Annotated in this window: 15 protein-coding genes; 7 read left to right on the plus strand and 8 right to left on the minus strand. The window is 66.9% G+C overall.

Annotated features, from left to right (window positions below; genetic code table 11):
* Nucleotides 1–8 precede the first annotated feature (8 nt).
* The gene (locus tag KK141_RS02035) at nt 9–1,124 is read left to right on the plus strand and encodes a PilT/PilU family type 4a pilus ATPase (protein WP_214570720.1); all 1,116 of its coding nucleotides are present in this window, start codon (nt 9–11) and stop codon (nt 1,122–1,124) included.
* Between the two features lie 64 nt (nt 1,125–1,188).
* Here the strand turns inward: KK141_RS02035 and maiA are convergent, their stop codons facing one another.
* Nucleotides 1,189–1,854 (minus strand): maleylacetoacetate isomerase, encoded by a 666-nt coding sequence (gene maiA, locus KK141_RS02040; RefSeq protein WP_214570721.1) that lies wholly within the window; start codon nt 1,852–1,854, stop codon nt 1,189–1,191.
* 158 nt (nt 1,855–2,012) lie between these two features.
* On the opposite strand from maiA, the gene KK141_RS02045 reads away from it, so the two are divergent.
* Together KK141_RS02045 and KK141_RS02050 are read left to right on the plus strand one after the other, a co-directional pair.
* Nucleotides 2,013–3,176 carry a phosphoglycerate kinase gene (locus KK141_RS02045; RefSeq protein WP_214570968.1) on the plus strand — a complete coding sequence of 388 codons (1,164 nt, stop codon included), beginning with the start codon at nt 2,013–2,015 and terminating at the stop codon, nt 3,174–3,176.
* A gap of 11 nt (nt 3,177–3,187) precedes the next feature.
* Entirely contained in the window at nt 3,188–3,820 is a 633-nt protein-coding gene (locus KK141_RS02050; RefSeq protein WP_214570969.1) for an HAD hydrolase-like protein, read from the plus strand.
* Between the two features lie 94 nt (nt 3,821–3,914).
* Here the strand turns inward: KK141_RS02050 and tkt are convergent, their stop codons facing one another.
* Complete coding sequence (tkt, locus tag KK141_RS02055; RefSeq protein WP_214570722.1) at nt 3,915–5,924, minus strand: transketolase; 2,010 nt, start codon at nt 5,922–5,924, stop codon at nt 3,915–3,917.
* A gap of 251 nt (nt 5,925–6,175) precedes the next feature.
* On the opposite strand from tkt, the gene KK141_RS02060 reads away from it, so the two are divergent.
* Both KK141_RS02060 and KK141_RS02065 read left to right on the plus strand, forming a co-directional pair.
* Nucleotides 6,176–6,925: a porin family protein gene (locus KK141_RS02060; protein ID WP_214570723.1), complete on the plus strand. Its 750-nt coding sequence runs from the start codon at nt 6,176–6,178 to the stop codon at nt 6,923–6,925.
* A 250-nt stretch (nt 6,926–7,175) separates the two neighbouring features.
* Nucleotides 7,176–7,766: a porin family protein gene (locus KK141_RS02065; RefSeq protein WP_167257094.1), complete on the plus strand. Its 591-nt coding sequence runs from the start codon at nt 7,176–7,178 to the stop codon at nt 7,764–7,766.
* Nucleotides 7,767–7,902: 136 nt separating this feature from the next.
* Here KK141_RS02065 and KK141_RS02070 read toward each other — a convergent pair whose 3' ends face one another.
* From KK141_RS02070 to KK141_RS02090, 5 genes are all read right to left on the minus strand, one after another.
* Nucleotides 7,903–8,907 (minus strand): class I fructose-bisphosphate aldolase, encoded by a 1,005-nt coding sequence (locus KK141_RS02070; RefSeq protein ID WP_214570724.1) that lies wholly within the window; start codon nt 8,905–8,907, stop codon nt 7,903–7,905.
* A gap of 174 nt (nt 8,908–9,081) precedes the next feature.
* Nucleotides 9,082–9,537 carry an energy transducer TonB gene (locus KK141_RS02075; RefSeq protein ID WP_214570725.1) on the minus strand — a complete coding sequence of 152 codons (456 nt, stop codon included), beginning with the start codon at nt 9,535–9,537 and terminating at the stop codon, nt 9,082–9,084.
* Between the two features lie 78 nt (nt 9,538–9,615).
* Nucleotides 9,616–11,091: a pyruvate kinase gene (gene pyk / locus KK141_RS02080; RefSeq protein ID WP_214570726.1), complete on the minus strand. Its 1,476-nt coding sequence runs from the start codon at nt 11,089–11,091 to the stop codon at nt 9,616–9,618.
* A gap of 326 nt (nt 11,092–11,417) precedes the next feature.
* A complete protein-coding gene (locus tag KK141_RS02085; RefSeq protein WP_214570727.1) occupies nt 11,418–12,227 on the minus strand; it encodes a S1/P1 nuclease in 810 nt (269 codons plus the stop codon).
* A 142-nt stretch (nt 12,228–12,369) separates the two neighbouring features.
* Nucleotides 12,370–12,840 carry an OsmC family protein gene (locus tag KK141_RS02090; protein WP_214570728.1) on the minus strand — a complete coding sequence of 157 codons (471 nt, stop codon included), beginning with the start codon at nt 12,838–12,840 and terminating at the stop codon, nt 12,370–12,372.
* 174 nt (nt 12,841–13,014) lie between these two features.
* Here KK141_RS02090 and gap point away from each other — a divergent pair, with 174 nt between their 5' ends.
* Together gap and KK141_RS02100 are read left to right on the plus strand one after the other, a co-directional pair.
* Entirely contained in the window at nt 13,015–14,028 is a 1,014-nt protein-coding gene (gap, locus tag KK141_RS02095; protein ID WP_214570729.1) for a type I glyceraldehyde-3-phosphate dehydrogenase, read from the plus strand.
* A 96-nt stretch (nt 14,029–14,124) separates the two neighbouring features.
* Nucleotides 14,125–14,544, plus strand: a complete 420-nt coding sequence (locus KK141_RS02100) for a group III truncated hemoglobin (RefSeq protein ID WP_345777567.1) — start codon at nt 14,125–14,127, stop codon at nt 14,542–14,544.
* A 188-nt stretch (nt 14,545–14,732) separates the two neighbouring features.
* Here the strand turns inward: KK141_RS02100 and tpx are convergent, their stop codons facing one another.
* On the minus strand, nt 14,733–15,230 hold the full coding sequence (gene tpx / locus KK141_RS02105; RefSeq protein ID WP_214570730.1) for a thiol peroxidase: 498 nt from the start codon (nt 15,228–15,230) through the stop codon (nt 14,733–14,735).
* Nucleotides 15,231–15,294 lie beyond the last annotated feature (64 nt).

The raw sequence follows: 15,294 nt of genomic DNA on the forward strand, positions 1-15,294 counted from the left end.
GGACACGAGTGGACATTGGTTACTTCCTCAAGCTCATGGTGGACAAGGGCGCGTCGGACATGTTCCTGACGACCGGCGCCCCCGTGAACATCAAGGTGGAGGGCAAGCTGTACCCGCTGGGCAATACCGGACTCCCCGGCGGCATGGTGAAGAAGATCGCCTATTCGCTCATGGACGAGGGCCAGGTGCCCCAGTTCGAGCGCGACCTCGAGCTCAACATGGCGCTGGCGGTGAAGGAAGCCGGCCGTTTCCGCATCAACGTGTTCAAGCAGCGCGGCGAAGTCGGCATGGTGATCCGCGCGATCAAGAGCGAGATCCCGAGCATCGACCAGCTGCAGCTCCCGGGTATTTTCCGCGACCTGATCCTGGAGCCGCGCGGCCTGATCCTGGTGGTCGGCGCCACGGGTTCGGGCAAGTCCACCACCCTGGCGGCCATGCTCGACCACCGCAACCAGAATACCTCCGGGCACATCCTCACCATCGAGGACCCGATCGAATACCTGCACCGCCACAAGAAGTCCATCGTGAACCAGCGCGAGGTCGGCCTGGACACGCACAGCTATCACGAGGCGCTGAAGAACGCGATGCGCGAGGCGCCGGACGTGATCATGATCGGCGAGATCCGCGACACCGACACCATGGAAGCGGCCATCGCGTTCTCCGAGACCGGCCATCTCTGCCTGGCCACCCTGCACTCCAACAACGCCGACCAGACGCTGGAGCGCATCCTCAACTTCTTCCCGGAATCGGCGCACAAGAACGTGCTGATGAACCTCGCCCTGAACCTGCGCGCGGTGATCAGCCAGCGCCTGGTGATCGGCAAGGACGGCCGCCGCCTGCCGGCCACCGAAGTGCTGCTCAACACCCCGTTCATCCGCGACATGATCCGCCGCGGCCAGATCCACGAGGTGAAGGAAGCGATGGACCGCAGCCTGCAGGAAGGCATGCAGACCTTCGACCAGTCGCTGTACCGCCTGTACAAGGAAGGCCGCATCGAGCTGGACGAGGCGCTGGCCAAGGCCGACTCGCGCGATGGCCTGGCGCTGAAGATCCGCCTGTCCGAAGGCGGCGGCTCCGAGAGCGCGGAGCTGGTGGGTAACGACCCCTACGGGCTCGGCTTCTAAGCCCTTCCGCGGAACATCACCATCACCCCGGCCCAGGCCGGGGTGATGCGTTTCAGTGCTCGGATCAATCGACCGCCGGCGCGTCCGGCTGCGCTTCCGGCGCGGCGCGCTTGAACGCCTCCAGCGCCTGGCAGGCGTCCACGATGCGCCGGATGGTCGGGAACTCCTCCATCGGCAGCTTCCAGCGCACCGCGTTGTAGTGCTGCGGCACCAGGCAGGCGTCGGCCAGGCTGGGCAGGTCGCCGTGGCAGTAGCGCCCGGTCGCCGGGCTGTCCGCCAGCATCGCTTCCAGCGCGCGGAAACCCTCGCCGATCCAATGCCGCGACCAGCTGCCGCGCATCGATTCCTCCACGTGCAGCTCGCTGCCCAGGTACTGCAGCACGCGCAGGTTGCCCAGCGGGTGCACGTCGCAGGCCAGCAGCTGCGCCAGCGAGCGCACGCGGGCGCGGCCGGCGGCATCGGCGGGCAGCAAGGCCGGTGCCGGATGCGTTTCGTCGAGGTATTCCATGATCGCCATGGATTGGGTCAGCACCTGCGCGCCGTCGACCAGGCAGGGCACCAGCTCCTGCGGGTTGAGCGCGCGATAGGCCTGCTGGTGCTGCTCGCCGCCGTCGCGCACCAGGTGCACGGGACGGTTGTCGTAGGCCAGCCCCTTCAGGTTCAGCGCGATGCGCACGCGGTAGGCGGCGCTGGAGCGCCAATAGCCGTACAGCACCAGGTCCGAGCTCATGGATGGGCGTCCTTCCGCTGTCTCAAGGCGGGCCAGGATAACCGCACCGCGGTTTGCATCGTCACCGGACGGGCGGGACAATACGGGGTTCGCGCTCGCCAGGGCGCCCTCTTTCCCACCTTCCAACCAGGAGTTGCGCCGTGTCGTCCTTCCTCCGCATGAGCGATCTTGATCTGCGCGGCAAGCGCGTGCTGATCCGCGAAGACCTGAACGTGCCGATCGAGGACGGGCGGATCACCTCCACCCAGCGCCTGGACGCCTCTCTGCCCACCATCAAGGCCGCCCGCGACGCCGGTGCCCGCGTCATGGTGATGTCGCACCTGGGCCGCCCGAAGGAAGGCCAGTTCGACGCCGAGTCCTCGCTGGCCCCGGTGGCCAAGTGGCTGGGCGACAAGCTGGGCACGCCGGTGCGCCTGGTGTCCGACTACCTCGGCGGCGTCGATGTCGCCGACGGCGAGGTGGTGGTGCTGGAGAACTGCCGCATGAACGTCGGCGAGGGCAAGGACGACGAAGCCCTGTCGAAGAAGTACGCAGCGCTGTGCGACATCTTCGTGATGGACGCCTTCGGCACCGCGCACCGCGCGCAGGCTTCCACCCATGGCGTGATCAAGTACGCCCCCGTCGCCGCCGCCGGCCCGCTGCTGTCGGCCGAGCTGGACGCGCTGGGCAAGGCGCTGGAGCATCCGGCGCAGCCGCTGCTGGCGATCGTGGCCGGCTCCAAGGTCTCCACCAAGCTCACCCTGCTGGAGAACCTGATCGGCAAGGTCGACCAGCTGATCGTCGGCGGCGGCATCGCCAACACCTTTATCGCCGCCGCCGGCTACGGCGTCGGCAACTCGCTGTACGAACCGGACCTGCTCGACGCCGCCAAGAAGGTGATCGCCGACGCCAAGCGCCGCGGCGCCGAAGTGCCGATGCCGGTGGACGTGGTGGTAGCGCCGGAGTTCTCCGCGCATGCACCGGCCACGGTCAAGCCGGTGGACCAGGTGAAGGACGGCGAGTTGATCCTCGACATCGGCCCGCAGACCGCCAAGAACTACGCCGCGCTGATCGCCAAGGCCGGCACGGTGGTGTGGAACGGCCCGGTCGGCGTGTTCGAGTTCGACGCCTTCGGCAAGGGCACCGAAACGCTGGCGCGCGCGGTCGCCGCGTCCGACGCGTTCTCCATCGCCGGTGGCGGCGACACGCTGGCCGCTGTCGAAAAGTACGACATCGAAAAGGATGTCTCGTACATCTCGACCGGCGGCGGCGCCTTCCTGGAATTCCTGGAAGGCAAGGAACTGCCGGCCGTGGCCGCGCTCAAGGCGCGCGCAGCCAAGTGAGCCGGTCGCGCATGCTTTGCCTGTTCGACCTGGACGGCACCCTGATCGATTCGGAACTGGGCATCGTCAGCTGCGTGCGGCACGCCTTCGAGCAACTGGGCGTGCCGGCGCCGTCGGAACTGCGCCACTGGATCGGCCCGCCGCTGCGGCACAGCTTCGCGCCGCTGCTGGACCACGACCCGGCCCTGGTCGAAGCGGCGGTGGAGCATTACCACCAGCGTTTTCATTCCATCGGCTGGCGCGAGCACACGGTGTATCCGGGCATCGAGGCGATGATCCAGCGGCTGCGCGATGCCGGCCACGAGCTGGCCATCGTCACCAGCAAGCCGGAGCGGCATGCGACGCCGATCGTGCAGGCGTTTCCGTTTGCCGACGCGTTCGTCCGCCTGTATGGCCCCGATCCGAACAGTGCGCACAGCGAGAAGGCGTCGATGATTGCCGCGGCGCTGGCGGATTTCGGTGCGGACCCTGAGCAGACCGTGATGATCGGCGACCGCCATTTCGATATCGACGGCGCGGTGGCCAACCGCGTGCGCGGCATCGGCGTGCTGTGGGGTTTCGGCAGCCAGGAAGAACTCGAACAGGCCGGCGCGCACGTGCTGGTGAACGAGCCGTCGCAGCTGGGCGATCTGCTGGCGGCGTGACGCTGCCGCAGCGGACATAAAAAAAACGCCGCAACATGCGGCGTTTTTTTATCGCTCACCGGGAAGGCCACGGCCTTCCCGGTGCATCGACGGCTCAGCGGATCGTGCGCTTCACCGCGTCCACCACGTGCGACACGGTGAACCCGAAGTGCTCGAACAGCTGGCCCGCCGGCGCGGACGCGCCGAAGGTGGTCATGCCGACCACTTCGCCGTCCAGGCCCACGTACTTGCGCCAGAAGTCGGCGGTCGCCGCTTCCACCGCCACGCGCGCACGGCACCAGCCCGGCAGCACGCCTTCGCGGTATTCCAGCGGCTGCTCGTCGAACAGCTCGGTGCAGGGCATCGACACCACGCGCACCGCGATGTCCTGCTGCGCCAGCGTGCGCGCCGCCTCCATCGCCAGCTCCACTTCCGAGCCGGTGGCGATCAGGATCGCCTTGAACTTCGTGTCCTGCGGGTCGGACAGCACGTAGCCGCCACGCGCGATCTCGGCCACTTGCTGCGCGCTACGCTGCTGGTGCTTGAGGTTCTGGCGCGAGAACACCAGGCACGACGGCGCGCCCTTGCGCTCGATCGCCACCTTCCACGACATCGCCGATTCCACCGCATCGCACGGACGCCACAGCTGGTTGTTCGGGATGTAGCGCAGGCTGGCCATGTGCTCCACCGGCTGGTGGGTCGGGCCGTCTTCGCCCAGGCCGATCGAGTCGTGGGTGTAGACGTGGATGGCGTGCGCCGGGATCAGCGCGCTCATGCGCACGGCGTTGCGCGCGTAGTCGGAGAACACCAGGAAGGTGGCGTCGTACGGAATGAAGCCGCCATGCAGGGCCAGGCCGTTGGCAATGGCGGTCATGCCGAACTCGCGCACGCCGTAATACACGTAGTTGCCCTTGCCGTCGGCACTGTTGCCGTTGCCGGCATCCAGGCTGCCCTTCCACTTGGTGAGGTTGGATCCGGCCAGGTCCGCGGAGCCGCCGATCAGTTCCGGCAGCAGCGGGCCGAACGCATCGAGCGCCATCTGCGACGCCTTGCGGCTGGCCACTTCCGGACCTTCCGCCTGCAGCTTGGCCACGTAGGCGCCGGACTTCTCGGCCCAGTCGGCCGGCAGCTCGCCGGCGAGGCGGCGCTTGAACTCGGCGGCCAGTTCCGGATGCGCGGCAGCGTAGGCGTCGAACGCGGCGTTCCACACTTTTTCGCGCTCGGCGCCGGCGGCCTTGTGGTCCCAGCCGGCGTAGATGTCGGCGGGGATCTCGAACGGCGCGTAGTGCCAGCCCAGCTGCTCGCGCGCGGCGGCGATTTCGTCCTTGCCCAGCGGCGCGCCGTGGCTTTCTTCCTTGCCCTGCTTGTGCGGAGCGCCGAAGCCGATGATGGTCTTGGCGCAGATCAGGGTGGGCTTGTCGGACTGCGCCACGGCCTGCTCGATCGCGCGCTTGATGTCGTCGGCGTTGTGGCCGTCGATGTGGCGGATCACGTTCCAGCCGTAGGCCTCGAAGCGCTTGGGCGTGTCGTCGGTGAACCAGCCGTGCACTTCGCCGTCGATGGAAATGCCGTTGTCGTCGTACACCGCCACCAGCTTGCCCAGGCCCCAGGTGCCGGCGAGCGAAGCCACTTCATGCGAGATGCCTTCCATCAGGCAGCCGTCGCCGAGGAAGACGAAGGTGCGGTGGTCGACGATCTGGTGGCCCGGACGGTTGAAGTGCGCGGCCAGCACCTTCTCGGCCAGCGCGAAGCCCACGGCATTGGCCAGGCCCTGGCCCAGCGGGCCGGTGGTGGTCTCCACGCCGGGCGTTTCGCTGGCTTCCGGATGGCCGGCGGTCTTCGAATGCAGCTGGCGGAAGCGCTTGAGCTCGGCCATCGGCAGGTCGTAGCCGGTGAGGTGCAGCAGGGCGTACTGCAGCATCGAACCGTGGCCGTTCGACAGCACGAAGCGGTCGCGGTTGAACCACTTCGGGTTGGCCGGGTTATGGCGCAGGAAGTCGTTCCACAAGACCTCGGCCAGGTCGGCCATGCCCATGGGCATGCCCGGGTGGCCGGACTTGGCGGCCTCCACGGCGTCCATGGCGAGGGCGCGGACGGCGTTGGCGAGTTCGCGGCGGGTGGTCATCGGGGGTCTCCGGAGGGAAAGGCGGCGGCGAAAAACGGTGATTGTCACCGATCCGCGCAGGGCTGTCGCCCGCTTCACCCCGTTCCAACGGTCTTAACTCGGCCTTAATTTGTGCGGTCGCAATACGGAAACCCTTCAGTCCCGGGCCGCTCTAATCCGGGGCATGGCTGGCAAGGCCATGTGCGATCGCAGACTCCCCCTCCCCCCTGTCGGCGATCGCTCCCTAAGAAAGGAAGAAGAGGAGTATTCCCATGAAAAAGTCCCTACTTGCCCTCGCTTTCACCAGCGCCAGCATCATCGGCGCCCCTGTCCTGGCTCAGGACAGCAGCACCACCTCCAGCCCGGCCGCTCCGGCGGGCGGCAACTACCTGCCCAGCCAGCCGGTCGGCAGCGGCAACTGGTTCATCGGCGCCAACGTGGGCCGCACCAATGGCGGCGATAACGGCGGCTTCGGCAGCGGCAACGGCAGCGGCTTCAATTTCTTCAAGGGCGAAAAAGGCCGCCGCACCGGTTACGGCGTGCTCGGCGGCTATCGCTGGAAGGCCGGCCAGGATCTGGGCCTGGGCCTTGAGGCCGGCTACGCGGACCTCGGCAACTACCGGGTGAAGAACGTCTTCAATTCGCAGGACGTCAACCAGCGCAGCACCACCAACGCCTTGCGCGGCTGGCTGCTGGGCGTGAACGGCCGCATCAACCTGCTGCCGCAGTGGTACATCAGCGCCCACGGCGGCTATTTCCGCGCCAATGACAACGGCAACAACTACAACAACAGCCTGGGGCAGGACCTCGGCCTGACCAGCGGCGGCCGTCCGGGCCGCGGCAGCTGGTACGGCGGCGTCGGCACCGGCTGGGACATCACCGAGCAGGTCAGCCTGGGCGTGAACTACGACTACTTCCACGCCAACGCCGGCAAGATCAAGAACACGGCCACCGGCGAGGTCACCCAGGGCCTGAAGCGCTCCACCGGCATCGTGTCGCTGAGCGGCGAATACCGCTTCTGATATCTGGAATCACCGCAAGCCGGGTTGAAAACGGGCGCTTCTGGCGCCCGTTTTCTTTTGGTATCAACAAGTTAAACCTGCCCGAACTCGGCCATAAATCTTAACTTTGCCTTAATACTGAACTAATCGGTATTGAATCTTTTTCGGACTATTCCCATCTAAGCCTTGTGAAGCCGAGACCCCTCGGCCACGCGGTGCCCGGCCCTTTCCCCAACGGCCGCCACTGTTCTTCCATAACAGGAGACTCTCCATGAAGAAGACGCTGCTCGCCCTTGCTTTCGCCACCGCCGGCCTGATGGCCGTTCCCGCCTTCGCGCAGAACGCGCCGTCCGACAACGGCGGCTGGTTCATCAACGGCAATGTGGGCCGCACTTCGATCAACAAGGGCCCGTACGACGACCACGACACCGGCTACGCCCTCAACGGCGGCTACCGCTGGTCGCTGGCCCCTAACTTCGCGCTGGGCGCCGAGGTCGGCTACAACGACCTGGGCAACATCCACCCGAAGAACCTGTTCAACAGCAACCCGGTGGTGGACAAGGGCAAGACCCAGCTGCACGGCTGGACCGCCGGCGTGAACGGCCGCTTCAACATCGACCAGAACTGGTATGTCGGCGCGCGCGCCGGCGTGTACAGCTGGAAGGGCCACGGTCTGAGCAACGACGTGAACCCGGTCCGCAAGAGCCTGGACGACACCAGCTGGTACGCCGGCGCGGGCTTTGGCTACAACTTCAGCAACAACATGAGCGTCGGCCTGAACTACGACTACTTCGACGCCAAGAAGAACAAGGTGGACCTGAGCACCGACATGGTGTCGGTGAGCGCGGAATACCGCTTCTGAGTAAGGCAAGTCGCACGTCTTCGGACTGGCGAGCGTAACAGCGGGAGGGCGCCGGAAGGCGCCCTCTTCGCTTGCCGGAACCATGAAAAAAGGCGCCCTGGGGCGCCTTTTTTCTTTATCGCACTGGAGCGGAAGCTCAGCCGTTCCACTGGCCCAGCGCGGCGAGGCCGTTGTCCTTGGCGCGGGCATGCACGGTCTTCTGCGCTTCGCCGTAGTTGGCCTTCATATCCTTGGCCCACAGCTTGAGCGCGGCCTGCTGCATGGCGCGGCCGTAGGAGAACGACAGCGGCCACGGATGCGGACCCATGCGGTTCATCGCGTTGAGGTGGGCGGTGGACTGCTCGTCGGTCTGGCCGCCGGACAGGAACACGATGCCCGGCAGCGTCGCCGGCACGGTGGTCTTCAGCACGCGCACGGTGGCGTCGGCGACTTCCTCGACCTCGGCCTGCTCTTCCGCGTCCTTGCCCGGAATGACCATGCTGACCTTCAGGATGGTGCCTTCCAGCAGCACGTTCTGCTCGTACAGCGCGTTGAACAGGCTGCGCAGCACGGCTTCGTGCACTTCGTAGCTGACTTCGATGCTGTGGTCGCCGTCCATGATCACTTCCGGCTCGACCATCGGCACCAGGCCCGCTTCCTGGCACAGCGCGGCGTAGCGTGCCAGCGCGTGGCAGTTGGCTTCGATCGCGGTGGAGCTGGGGTTGTCTTCGGTGATGTTGATCACCGCGCGCCACTTGCAGAACTGGGCGCCGAGCTTGGCGTATTCCTGCAGGCGCTCGCGCAGGCCGTCCAGGCCCTCGGTCACCACGTCGCCCGGGAAGCCGGCCAGCGGCACCGGACCCTTGTCCACCTTGATGCCGGGGATGATGCCGTTCTTCTTCATCACCTCGGTGAAGGGCACGCCGTCCTTGGTGGACTGGCGCAGGGTTTCGTCATAGAGGATGGCGCCGGAGATGTGCTCGCTCAGGCCCGGAGTGGTGAGCAGCAGTTCGCGGTAGGCGCGGCGGTTCTCTTCGTTGTTCTCGATGCCGACCGCTTCGAAACGCTTCTTGATGGTGTTGGTCGACTCGTCGATGGCGATGATGCCCTTGCCGGGCGCGACCATCGCCAGGGCGATGCTTTCAAGATCTTCGATGCTCATGACGACTCCGTGGAACGCGGGGACGGCCCTTGGCCGCGTTGGTAATGGAGACCATCCCGTCGCCGGGCGGCCAAGCCTAAAGGGCGCGAGTATAGCCGGATCGGCGCACGGGAACGCCCCGCCTCCGGTGGAGACGGGGCGTTTGGGGGCTTCGCAGCGTGGCGAAAACCGCTTTTAGGCCTGGTCGTAGCCGGGCAGTCGGCAGGCGTCGGTAACTTTCTTGGCCGCGGCCTTGTCCTCGGGCAGGTTGAAGCCCACCACGTAGTAGGTCGACACAGGTTCCTTCTTGCTGCCGTTGTTGAGCGAGGGGCCGTACTCGAAGCGCTTGACCACGCTGAGCGCGGCGGAACCGAGATCGCTCTTGGGTTCCACCTTCTTGATCGCCGCTTCCTGCGGCTTGCCGTCGGTGCCGATCTCGTACGTCACGGCCACGCAGCCGGGCTTGTCCAGGTTCTGCCCGCTGTTGGGCACGTCGGCCTGCACCGAACCGTAATTGAGCAAAATCCAATACGTGGGAAGCTGCTCGGGGCCGACCCTGCGCGCCTGCGACTGGGCCAGCGCCGGCATGGCGGCGGCCAGCGCCAGCGCCGTCGCGGCAGCCAGCGACAGGGAACGAAGCATCGTGTTCATGGAGCCGACTCCTTGGGGACGTGGGTGTGGCTGGCAGTGTAGCCCTGGCGCCGCGCGGCGGTGCAGCCGCGCCCTGCGTCAGAGATCCTGCAGGCTCTCCACCACGCCGTCGGCGCCGACCGACAACAGCTTCAGCGTATTGGTGCCGCCGCCACGGCCGATATGGTCGCCGTGGGTCATCACCACGCGGTCGCCTTCGGCCAGCTTGCCCTGGCTGAAGAGCAGGCGCACCGCTTCGCGCGCCGAGGCCGCGGTGGTCTGCGAGCTGGCGTGGGTGAATTCCACCGGCTGCACGTCGCGCAGCATCAGCATGCGGCGGCGCGCATCGGCGAACGGCGACAGCGCATAGATCGGCACCGCGCTGCGATAGCGCGACAGCCACTGCGCGGTGGCGCCGGATTCGGTCAGCGCCACCAGCGCGCGCACGCCGACCTGGCTGGCCAGCAGCATCGCGGCCAGCGCGATGGCCTGGTCGGTGCGGTCCAGGCGATGGCCGGCGGTGGCGAGATCTTCCTTCGGTTCGAACTGGCGCTCGGCGCCGAGGCAGATGCGGCGCAGCGCGGCCACGGCTTTATCCGGATGCGCACCGGCCGCCGATTCTTCCGACAGCATCACCGCGTCGGTGCCGTCGATCACCGCATTGGCCACGTCCAGCACTTCGGCGCGGGTCGGAATGGGCGAGCGCACCATCGACTGCAGCATCTGCGTGGCGGTGATCACCGCGCGATTGCGCTGCACGGACTCGCGGATGATCTTCTTCTGCAGGCCCGGCAACTCGGCGTCGCCGATCTCCACGCCCAGGTCGCCGCGCGCCACCATCACCACGTCGGACGCGTCGATGATTTCGCCCAGCACGGGAATGGCATCGGCGCGCTCGATCTTGGCCACCAGCGAGGCCTTGCCGCCGGCGTCTTCCAGCAGGCGGCGCGCCAGTTCCATGTCGGCGGCGGAACGCACGAACGACACGGCGAGGAAGTCCGCGCCGATTTCGGCGGCGAGCTTGATGTCCGCCTTGTCCTTGTCCGACAGCGCGGACACCGACAATCCGCCGCCCTGGCGGTTCAGGCCCTTGCGATCGGACAGGCGCCCGGCCACCAGCACGCGGCAGCGCACTTCGGCGCCGACCACGCTTTCCACCGTCAGCGCCACCAGGCCGTCGTCGAGCAGCAGCACGTCGCCGGCGCTCACGTCCCTGGGCAGGTCGTGGTAGCTCACGCCCACACGGCTGTTGTCGCCGGCCGGCGCACCGGGGCTGCAATCGAGCACGAACTCGTCGCCCACCTTCAGTTCGATCGGGCCGTTGGCGAATTTCTCGATGCGGATCTTCGGACCTTGCAGATCGGCCAGCACGCCGACTTCGCGGCCCAGCTTCTCGGCCGCCACGCGGACCGCATTGGCGCGGGCGCGATGGTCGTCGGGCTGCCCGTGCGACAGGTTGAGGCGGACGACGTTGACGCCCTCCGCGAGGATTTTCTCGAGCATCCCGGGCACGTCGGTGGCGGGGCCGAGGGTGGCGACGATCTTGGTGCGGCGCAGCGGAGTTTCGTTGGTCATCATTCGAGGCTAGCAGAACTGCCTCGTTGCGCCAGAGGGTCGACGGGCCAGTTTCGGAGGGCTGCATGGCGCCCTGCCCGAAGCCCCCTCGGCGTGGTCTACCACTGTCTAAAGTGGTATCACGAGCCGGAGACCACATGAGTCCTCAGCCATACAACTGGTATGCCATATGGACGTCCAGATGGCCGCCGGGTGGAATGCGCCGGGGCGTATCGCGAACCCGTTCGCGAGGACGCCCGGACGATCCATCCGGGCACCCTTTGCAGGCCTTCCAGGCGCTGCGACGCGATGCGGAAATCCATTCCGCATCGCAACAAAAAGACCGGTCAGCGCGCCAGCGCTCGGTTCAACACCTCGGCCAGCCGCACGCCGGCCACACGCAGCTGGCGCTCCGCTAGCGGCAGCTCGGCGGCCACATAGGCGTCGTCGATCTTGTGCCCGTCGGGATAGATGTCGCGGCTGGCCGCGCACGACTGCTCGGCCCACTGCGCATAGACGTTGTCCTGCGGCGCGATCGCCGCCGGCATGGTCTCGGCCGGGCGTGCGTCCAGTTCCTTCGCATAGGCCTGCCAGTCCTTGCCATGGGTGCCGAGCAGGCCGGAGTCCCACAGGCTGTGCAGGTTGGTGCCCTTGCCCTGGAACTGCACCTGGTAGGCGTTGCCGCCCTTGTCGTCGCGGTTGCCGGCATGCAGCGGCTGGTGCACGTCGCCGACGAAATGCACCACGAACTTCAGCGCTTCCAGACGCGCCGCGTCCGGCTGCGTGCGGTCGGCCAGCACGGCCACGTAGCGATCGAGGCCGCCGACCACGCACTGCCCGTTCGCGCAATCGCGCGGCGGCACGTAGACGCAGTCGTCCGCACGGAAGTTGATGTAGTGCAGCTTGCTGGTGGCCTTGGCCAGGTCGGCGCGCGTGTCGTCGCCGCGCAGTTCGTCGGCCCAGCTGGCGACGTCGGCCAGCGACTTGGTGTTCTCCGGCGCCAGCAGGCGCTCGACTTCGGCCTCGGCGGCCGGGCTCAGACGCCGCTGCGCCAGCTCGGCCACGATGGCGTGGCCTTGGCGCCCCCAGGCATGGACGGCGGGTGCAACGGCGAGCGCGGCCAGCAGGCCGGCGAGAAAACGTCGGGAAGTCAGCATGTCATTCAATTTGATTTGATGGGAATCGATGGGCGCGCAGGCCGGAGCGGACCGCGCAAATAATTCAATTTGAGTTGAAGAAATCGCCCGGACCGTGCGCGATGGCGCGGCGAGCGGCAAGGACCCCGCGGCGCAACGCGCCTCAGCCCGTCGCGGCCTTGTGCAGCAAGGTGCCCGCGGCATCGCGCACGCTTACGTCGACGGCGATGCCCTGCCGCACGCTCTCGGTCACCGTGCAGAAGTCCTCGAACTGCGCGAGCGCGCGGTCGACGTGCGCCAGGTCCGCCTCGGCCTGGCCCAGGTCGAGGTCCACCGCGATGCGCGCCACGCGCCAGCGCCCATGCTCGTTGCGCGCCAGCGTGGCGCGGGCCTTGGCGGCGAGCTGGCCCGGGTCGTTCTTGTACTTGCGCAGGGCGAACAGCAGGCTCGCGGCCAGGCAGTTGGCCACCGACACGGCCAGCATGCGGGTGGGATTGGGGCCGGCGCCCTGGCCCAGCGGCGGCAGCTCGTCGGTGAGCAGGTCCGGTGCGGAGGTGTCGTCGAAACGCACGCGGAATTCGTAGCCGGACATCTGTTCCAGGCTGATCTCGATGGTCTGCTGTTCGTCGCTCATGGCCTGGCCCCGGGTGCTTCGACATCTTGGATAAGGCTCGCGAGCCTACCCCACATGCACGCCCAATGAACCGTGCCGGATGAGATGGCCCCGCTTTCCAGCTAACATTAGGGTTCTTTGGCGGCCGGGTCCGGCCGCCGCTGCCCCGCCATCATCTCCGGAGGACGCTGTCCCATGGCCATCAAGGTCGCCATCAACGGTTACGGTCGCATCGGCCGCAATGTTCTGCGCGCGCTGTACGAGTCCGGTCGCACCAACGAGTTCCAGATCGTCGCGATCAACGACCTCGGCGACGCCGAGACCAACGCCCACCTGACCCAGTACGACACGGCCCACGGCCGTTTCCCGGGCACCGTGTCGGTGGACGGCGGCGACCTGATCGTCAACGGCGACCGCATCAAGGTCTGCGCCGAGCGCGACCCGTCCAAGCTGCCGTGGGGCGACCTGGGTGTCGACGTGGTGCTGGAATGCACCGGCCTGTTCACCTCCAAGGCCAAGGCCGGCGCGCACATCGCCGCCGGCGCCAAGAAGGTGATCATCTCCGCCCCGGGCGAGAAGGACGTGGACGGCACCTTCGTGTTCGGCGTCAACGACGACACGCTCACCGCCGCGCACCAGGTCATCTCCAACGCCTCGTGCACCACCAACTGCCTGGCGCCGCTGGCCAAGGTGCTGCACGAGAAGATCGGCATCGTGCACGGCCTGATGACCACCATCCACGCCTACACCAACGACCAGGTCCTGACCGACGTCTATCACAAGGACCTGCGCCGCGCCCGCTCGGCCACCATGAGCCAGATCCCGACCAAGACCGGCGCCGCCGCCGCGGTGGGCCTGGTGCTGCCGGAACTCAACGGCAAGCTGGACGGCTTCGCCATGCGCGTGCCGACCATCAACGTGTCGGTGGTCGACCTGAGCTTCGTCGCCAAGCGCGCGACCAGCCACGAAGAGATCGACGCCATCGTCAACGAAGCCGCCAACGGCAAGCTCAAGGGCATCCTGGCGGTGAACAACAAGCCGCTGGTGTCGGTGGACTTCAACCACAACCCGGCCTCGTCCACCTACGACTCCACCCAGACCCGCGTGATGGAAGGCACCCTGGTCAAGGTGCTGAGCTGGTACGACAACGAGTGGGGTTTCTCCAACCGCATGCTCGACATGACCAAGGCGCTGATGGCCGCGAAGTAAGCGCCAGTGCCCTGTTGAACGGAAAAAGCCGGGCCTTGCCCGGCTTTTTCTTTGCGTCGACTTGCCGCACGGCCATCACAGGGACGGCGTTTTATCATGCACGGCATGGAACGCTACGCCTCCATCGACGAACGCAGCCTCGCCACCCTGGTCGACCGCTTCTACGACAAGGTGCGCGCCGACCCGGCGCTGGGCCCGATCTTCAACGCCGCCGTGCACGACTGGGACGATCACAAGCGCACCCTGGTGTCGTTCTGGTCGTCGGTCACCTTAGGCACGCAGACCTATCGCGGCTCGCCGATGTCGGTGCACCGCCAGCAAGCCGGCATCCGCGGCGAGCATTTCGACCGCTGGCTGGAACTGTGGCGGGAGACGGTGCGCGAGCTGTTCGAGGAAGCACCCGCCGCACGGATCATCGGCAATGCCGAACGCATCGGCAGCAGCCTGCGCATGGGGCTGGGACTGCAGGAACGCCGAGGGGCGAAGCCGCTCGGCATTCCCATCGTCAATCAATAAACGATCGGCGTAGGTTGGGGTGAGCCGCAGGCGACTGCGAAGGCAGGATGCCGTAGCGAACATCCGCGTAGCGGATGGCCCGAAGGGCTGGCTGCTGATGCAGCCAGTAACCCCAACGATGCGAGGCGTTTCGATTCCGTGGTGTTGGGGTTCGCCTGTGGCTCACCCCAACCTACGAGTTGCGTACGTCAAAGCACCTTCAACGCCGCCTCATAATCCGGCTCGTGCGCAATCTCGCTCACCAGCTCGGCATGCAGCACCTTGTCGTTCTGATCCAGCACCACCACCGCGCGCGCGGCCAGGCCGGCCAGCGGACCCGAAGCCAGCGCCACGCCGTAATCGCGCAGGAATTCCGCGCCGCGCAGGGTCGACAGCGTCACCACGTTCTCCAGACCTTCCGCGCCGCAGAAACGCGCCTGCGCGAACGGCAGGTCGGCCGAGATGCACAGCACCACCGCGTCCTTCAGCGTGGCGGCCTGTTCGTTGAAGCGGCGCACCGAGGTGGCACAGGTCGGCGTGTCGATGCTGGGAAAGATATTGAGCACCTTGCGCTTGCCCGCGAACGAGGACAGCGCGACGTTGGACAGGTCCTTGGCTACCAGCGCGAACGCCGGCGCCTTGTCGCCGAGCTTGGGGAAACGGCCGTCGACCTGGACCGGATTGCCTTTGAGCGTAACCGTGGACATGCGGATCTCCTGAATGAAAGGGCCGCCCAGTAAACCACGCCGCGGCGCCTTCCATCCATGCCCG

This window comes from Dyella sp. LX-66, assembly GCF_018599165.1.
In the GTDB taxonomy this organism is placed as follows: Bacteria; Pseudomonadota; Gammaproteobacteria; order Xanthomonadales; family Rhodanobacteraceae; genus Dyella_D; species Dyella_D marensis.

Coding starts and splice junctions, on each gene's coding strand:
- maiA (WP_214570721.1), bottom strand. CDS start 1,854: ATGAGCTCGGACCTGGTGCTGTACGGCTATTGGCGCTCCAGCGCCGCC.
- KK141_RS02045 (WP_214570968.1), top strand. CDS start 2,013: ATGAGCGATCTTGATCTGCGCGGCAAGCGCGTGCTGATCCGCGAAGAC.
- KK141_RS02050 (WP_214570969.1), top strand. CDS start 3,188: ATGCTTTGCCTGTTCGACCTGGACGGCACCCTGATCGATTCGGAACTG.
- tkt (WP_214570722.1), bottom strand. CDS start 5,924: ATGACCACCCGCCGCGAACTCGCCAACGCCGTCCGCGCCCTCGCCATG.
- KK141_RS02060 (WP_214570723.1), top strand. CDS start 6,176: ATGAAAAAGTCCCTACTTGCCCTCGCTTTCACCAGCGCCAGCATCATC.
- KK141_RS02065 (WP_167257094.1), top strand. CDS start 7,176: ATGAAGAAGACGCTGCTCGCCCTTGCTTTCGCCACCGCCGGCCTGATG.
- KK141_RS02070 (WP_214570724.1), bottom strand. CDS start 8,907: ATGAGCATCGAAGATCTTGAAAGCATCGCCCTGGCGATGGTCGCGCCC.
- KK141_RS02075 (WP_214570725.1), bottom strand. CDS start 9,537: ATGAACACGATGCTTCGTTCCCTGTCGCTGGCTGCCGCGACGGCGCTG.
- pyk (WP_214570726.1), bottom strand. CDS start 11,091: ATGACCAACGAAACTCCGCTGCGCCGCACCAAGATCGTCGCCACCCTC.
- KK141_RS02085 (WP_214570727.1), bottom strand. CDS start 12,227: ATGCTGACTTCCCGACGTTTTCTCGCCGGCCTGCTGGCCGCGCTCGCC.
- KK141_RS02090 (WP_214570728.1), bottom strand. CDS start 12,840: ATGAGCGACGAACAGCAGACCATCGAGATCAGCCTGGAACAGATGTCC.
- gap (WP_214570729.1), top strand. CDS start 13,015: ATGGCCATCAAGGTCGCCATCAACGGTTACGGTCGCATCGGCCGCAAT.
- KK141_RS02100 (WP_345777567.1), top strand. CDS start 14,125: ATGCACGGCATGGAACGCTACGCCTCCATCGACGAACGCAGCCTCGCC.
- tpx (WP_214570730.1), bottom strand. CDS start 15,230: ATGTCCACGGTTACGCTCAAAGGCAATCCGGTCCAGGTCGACGGCCGT.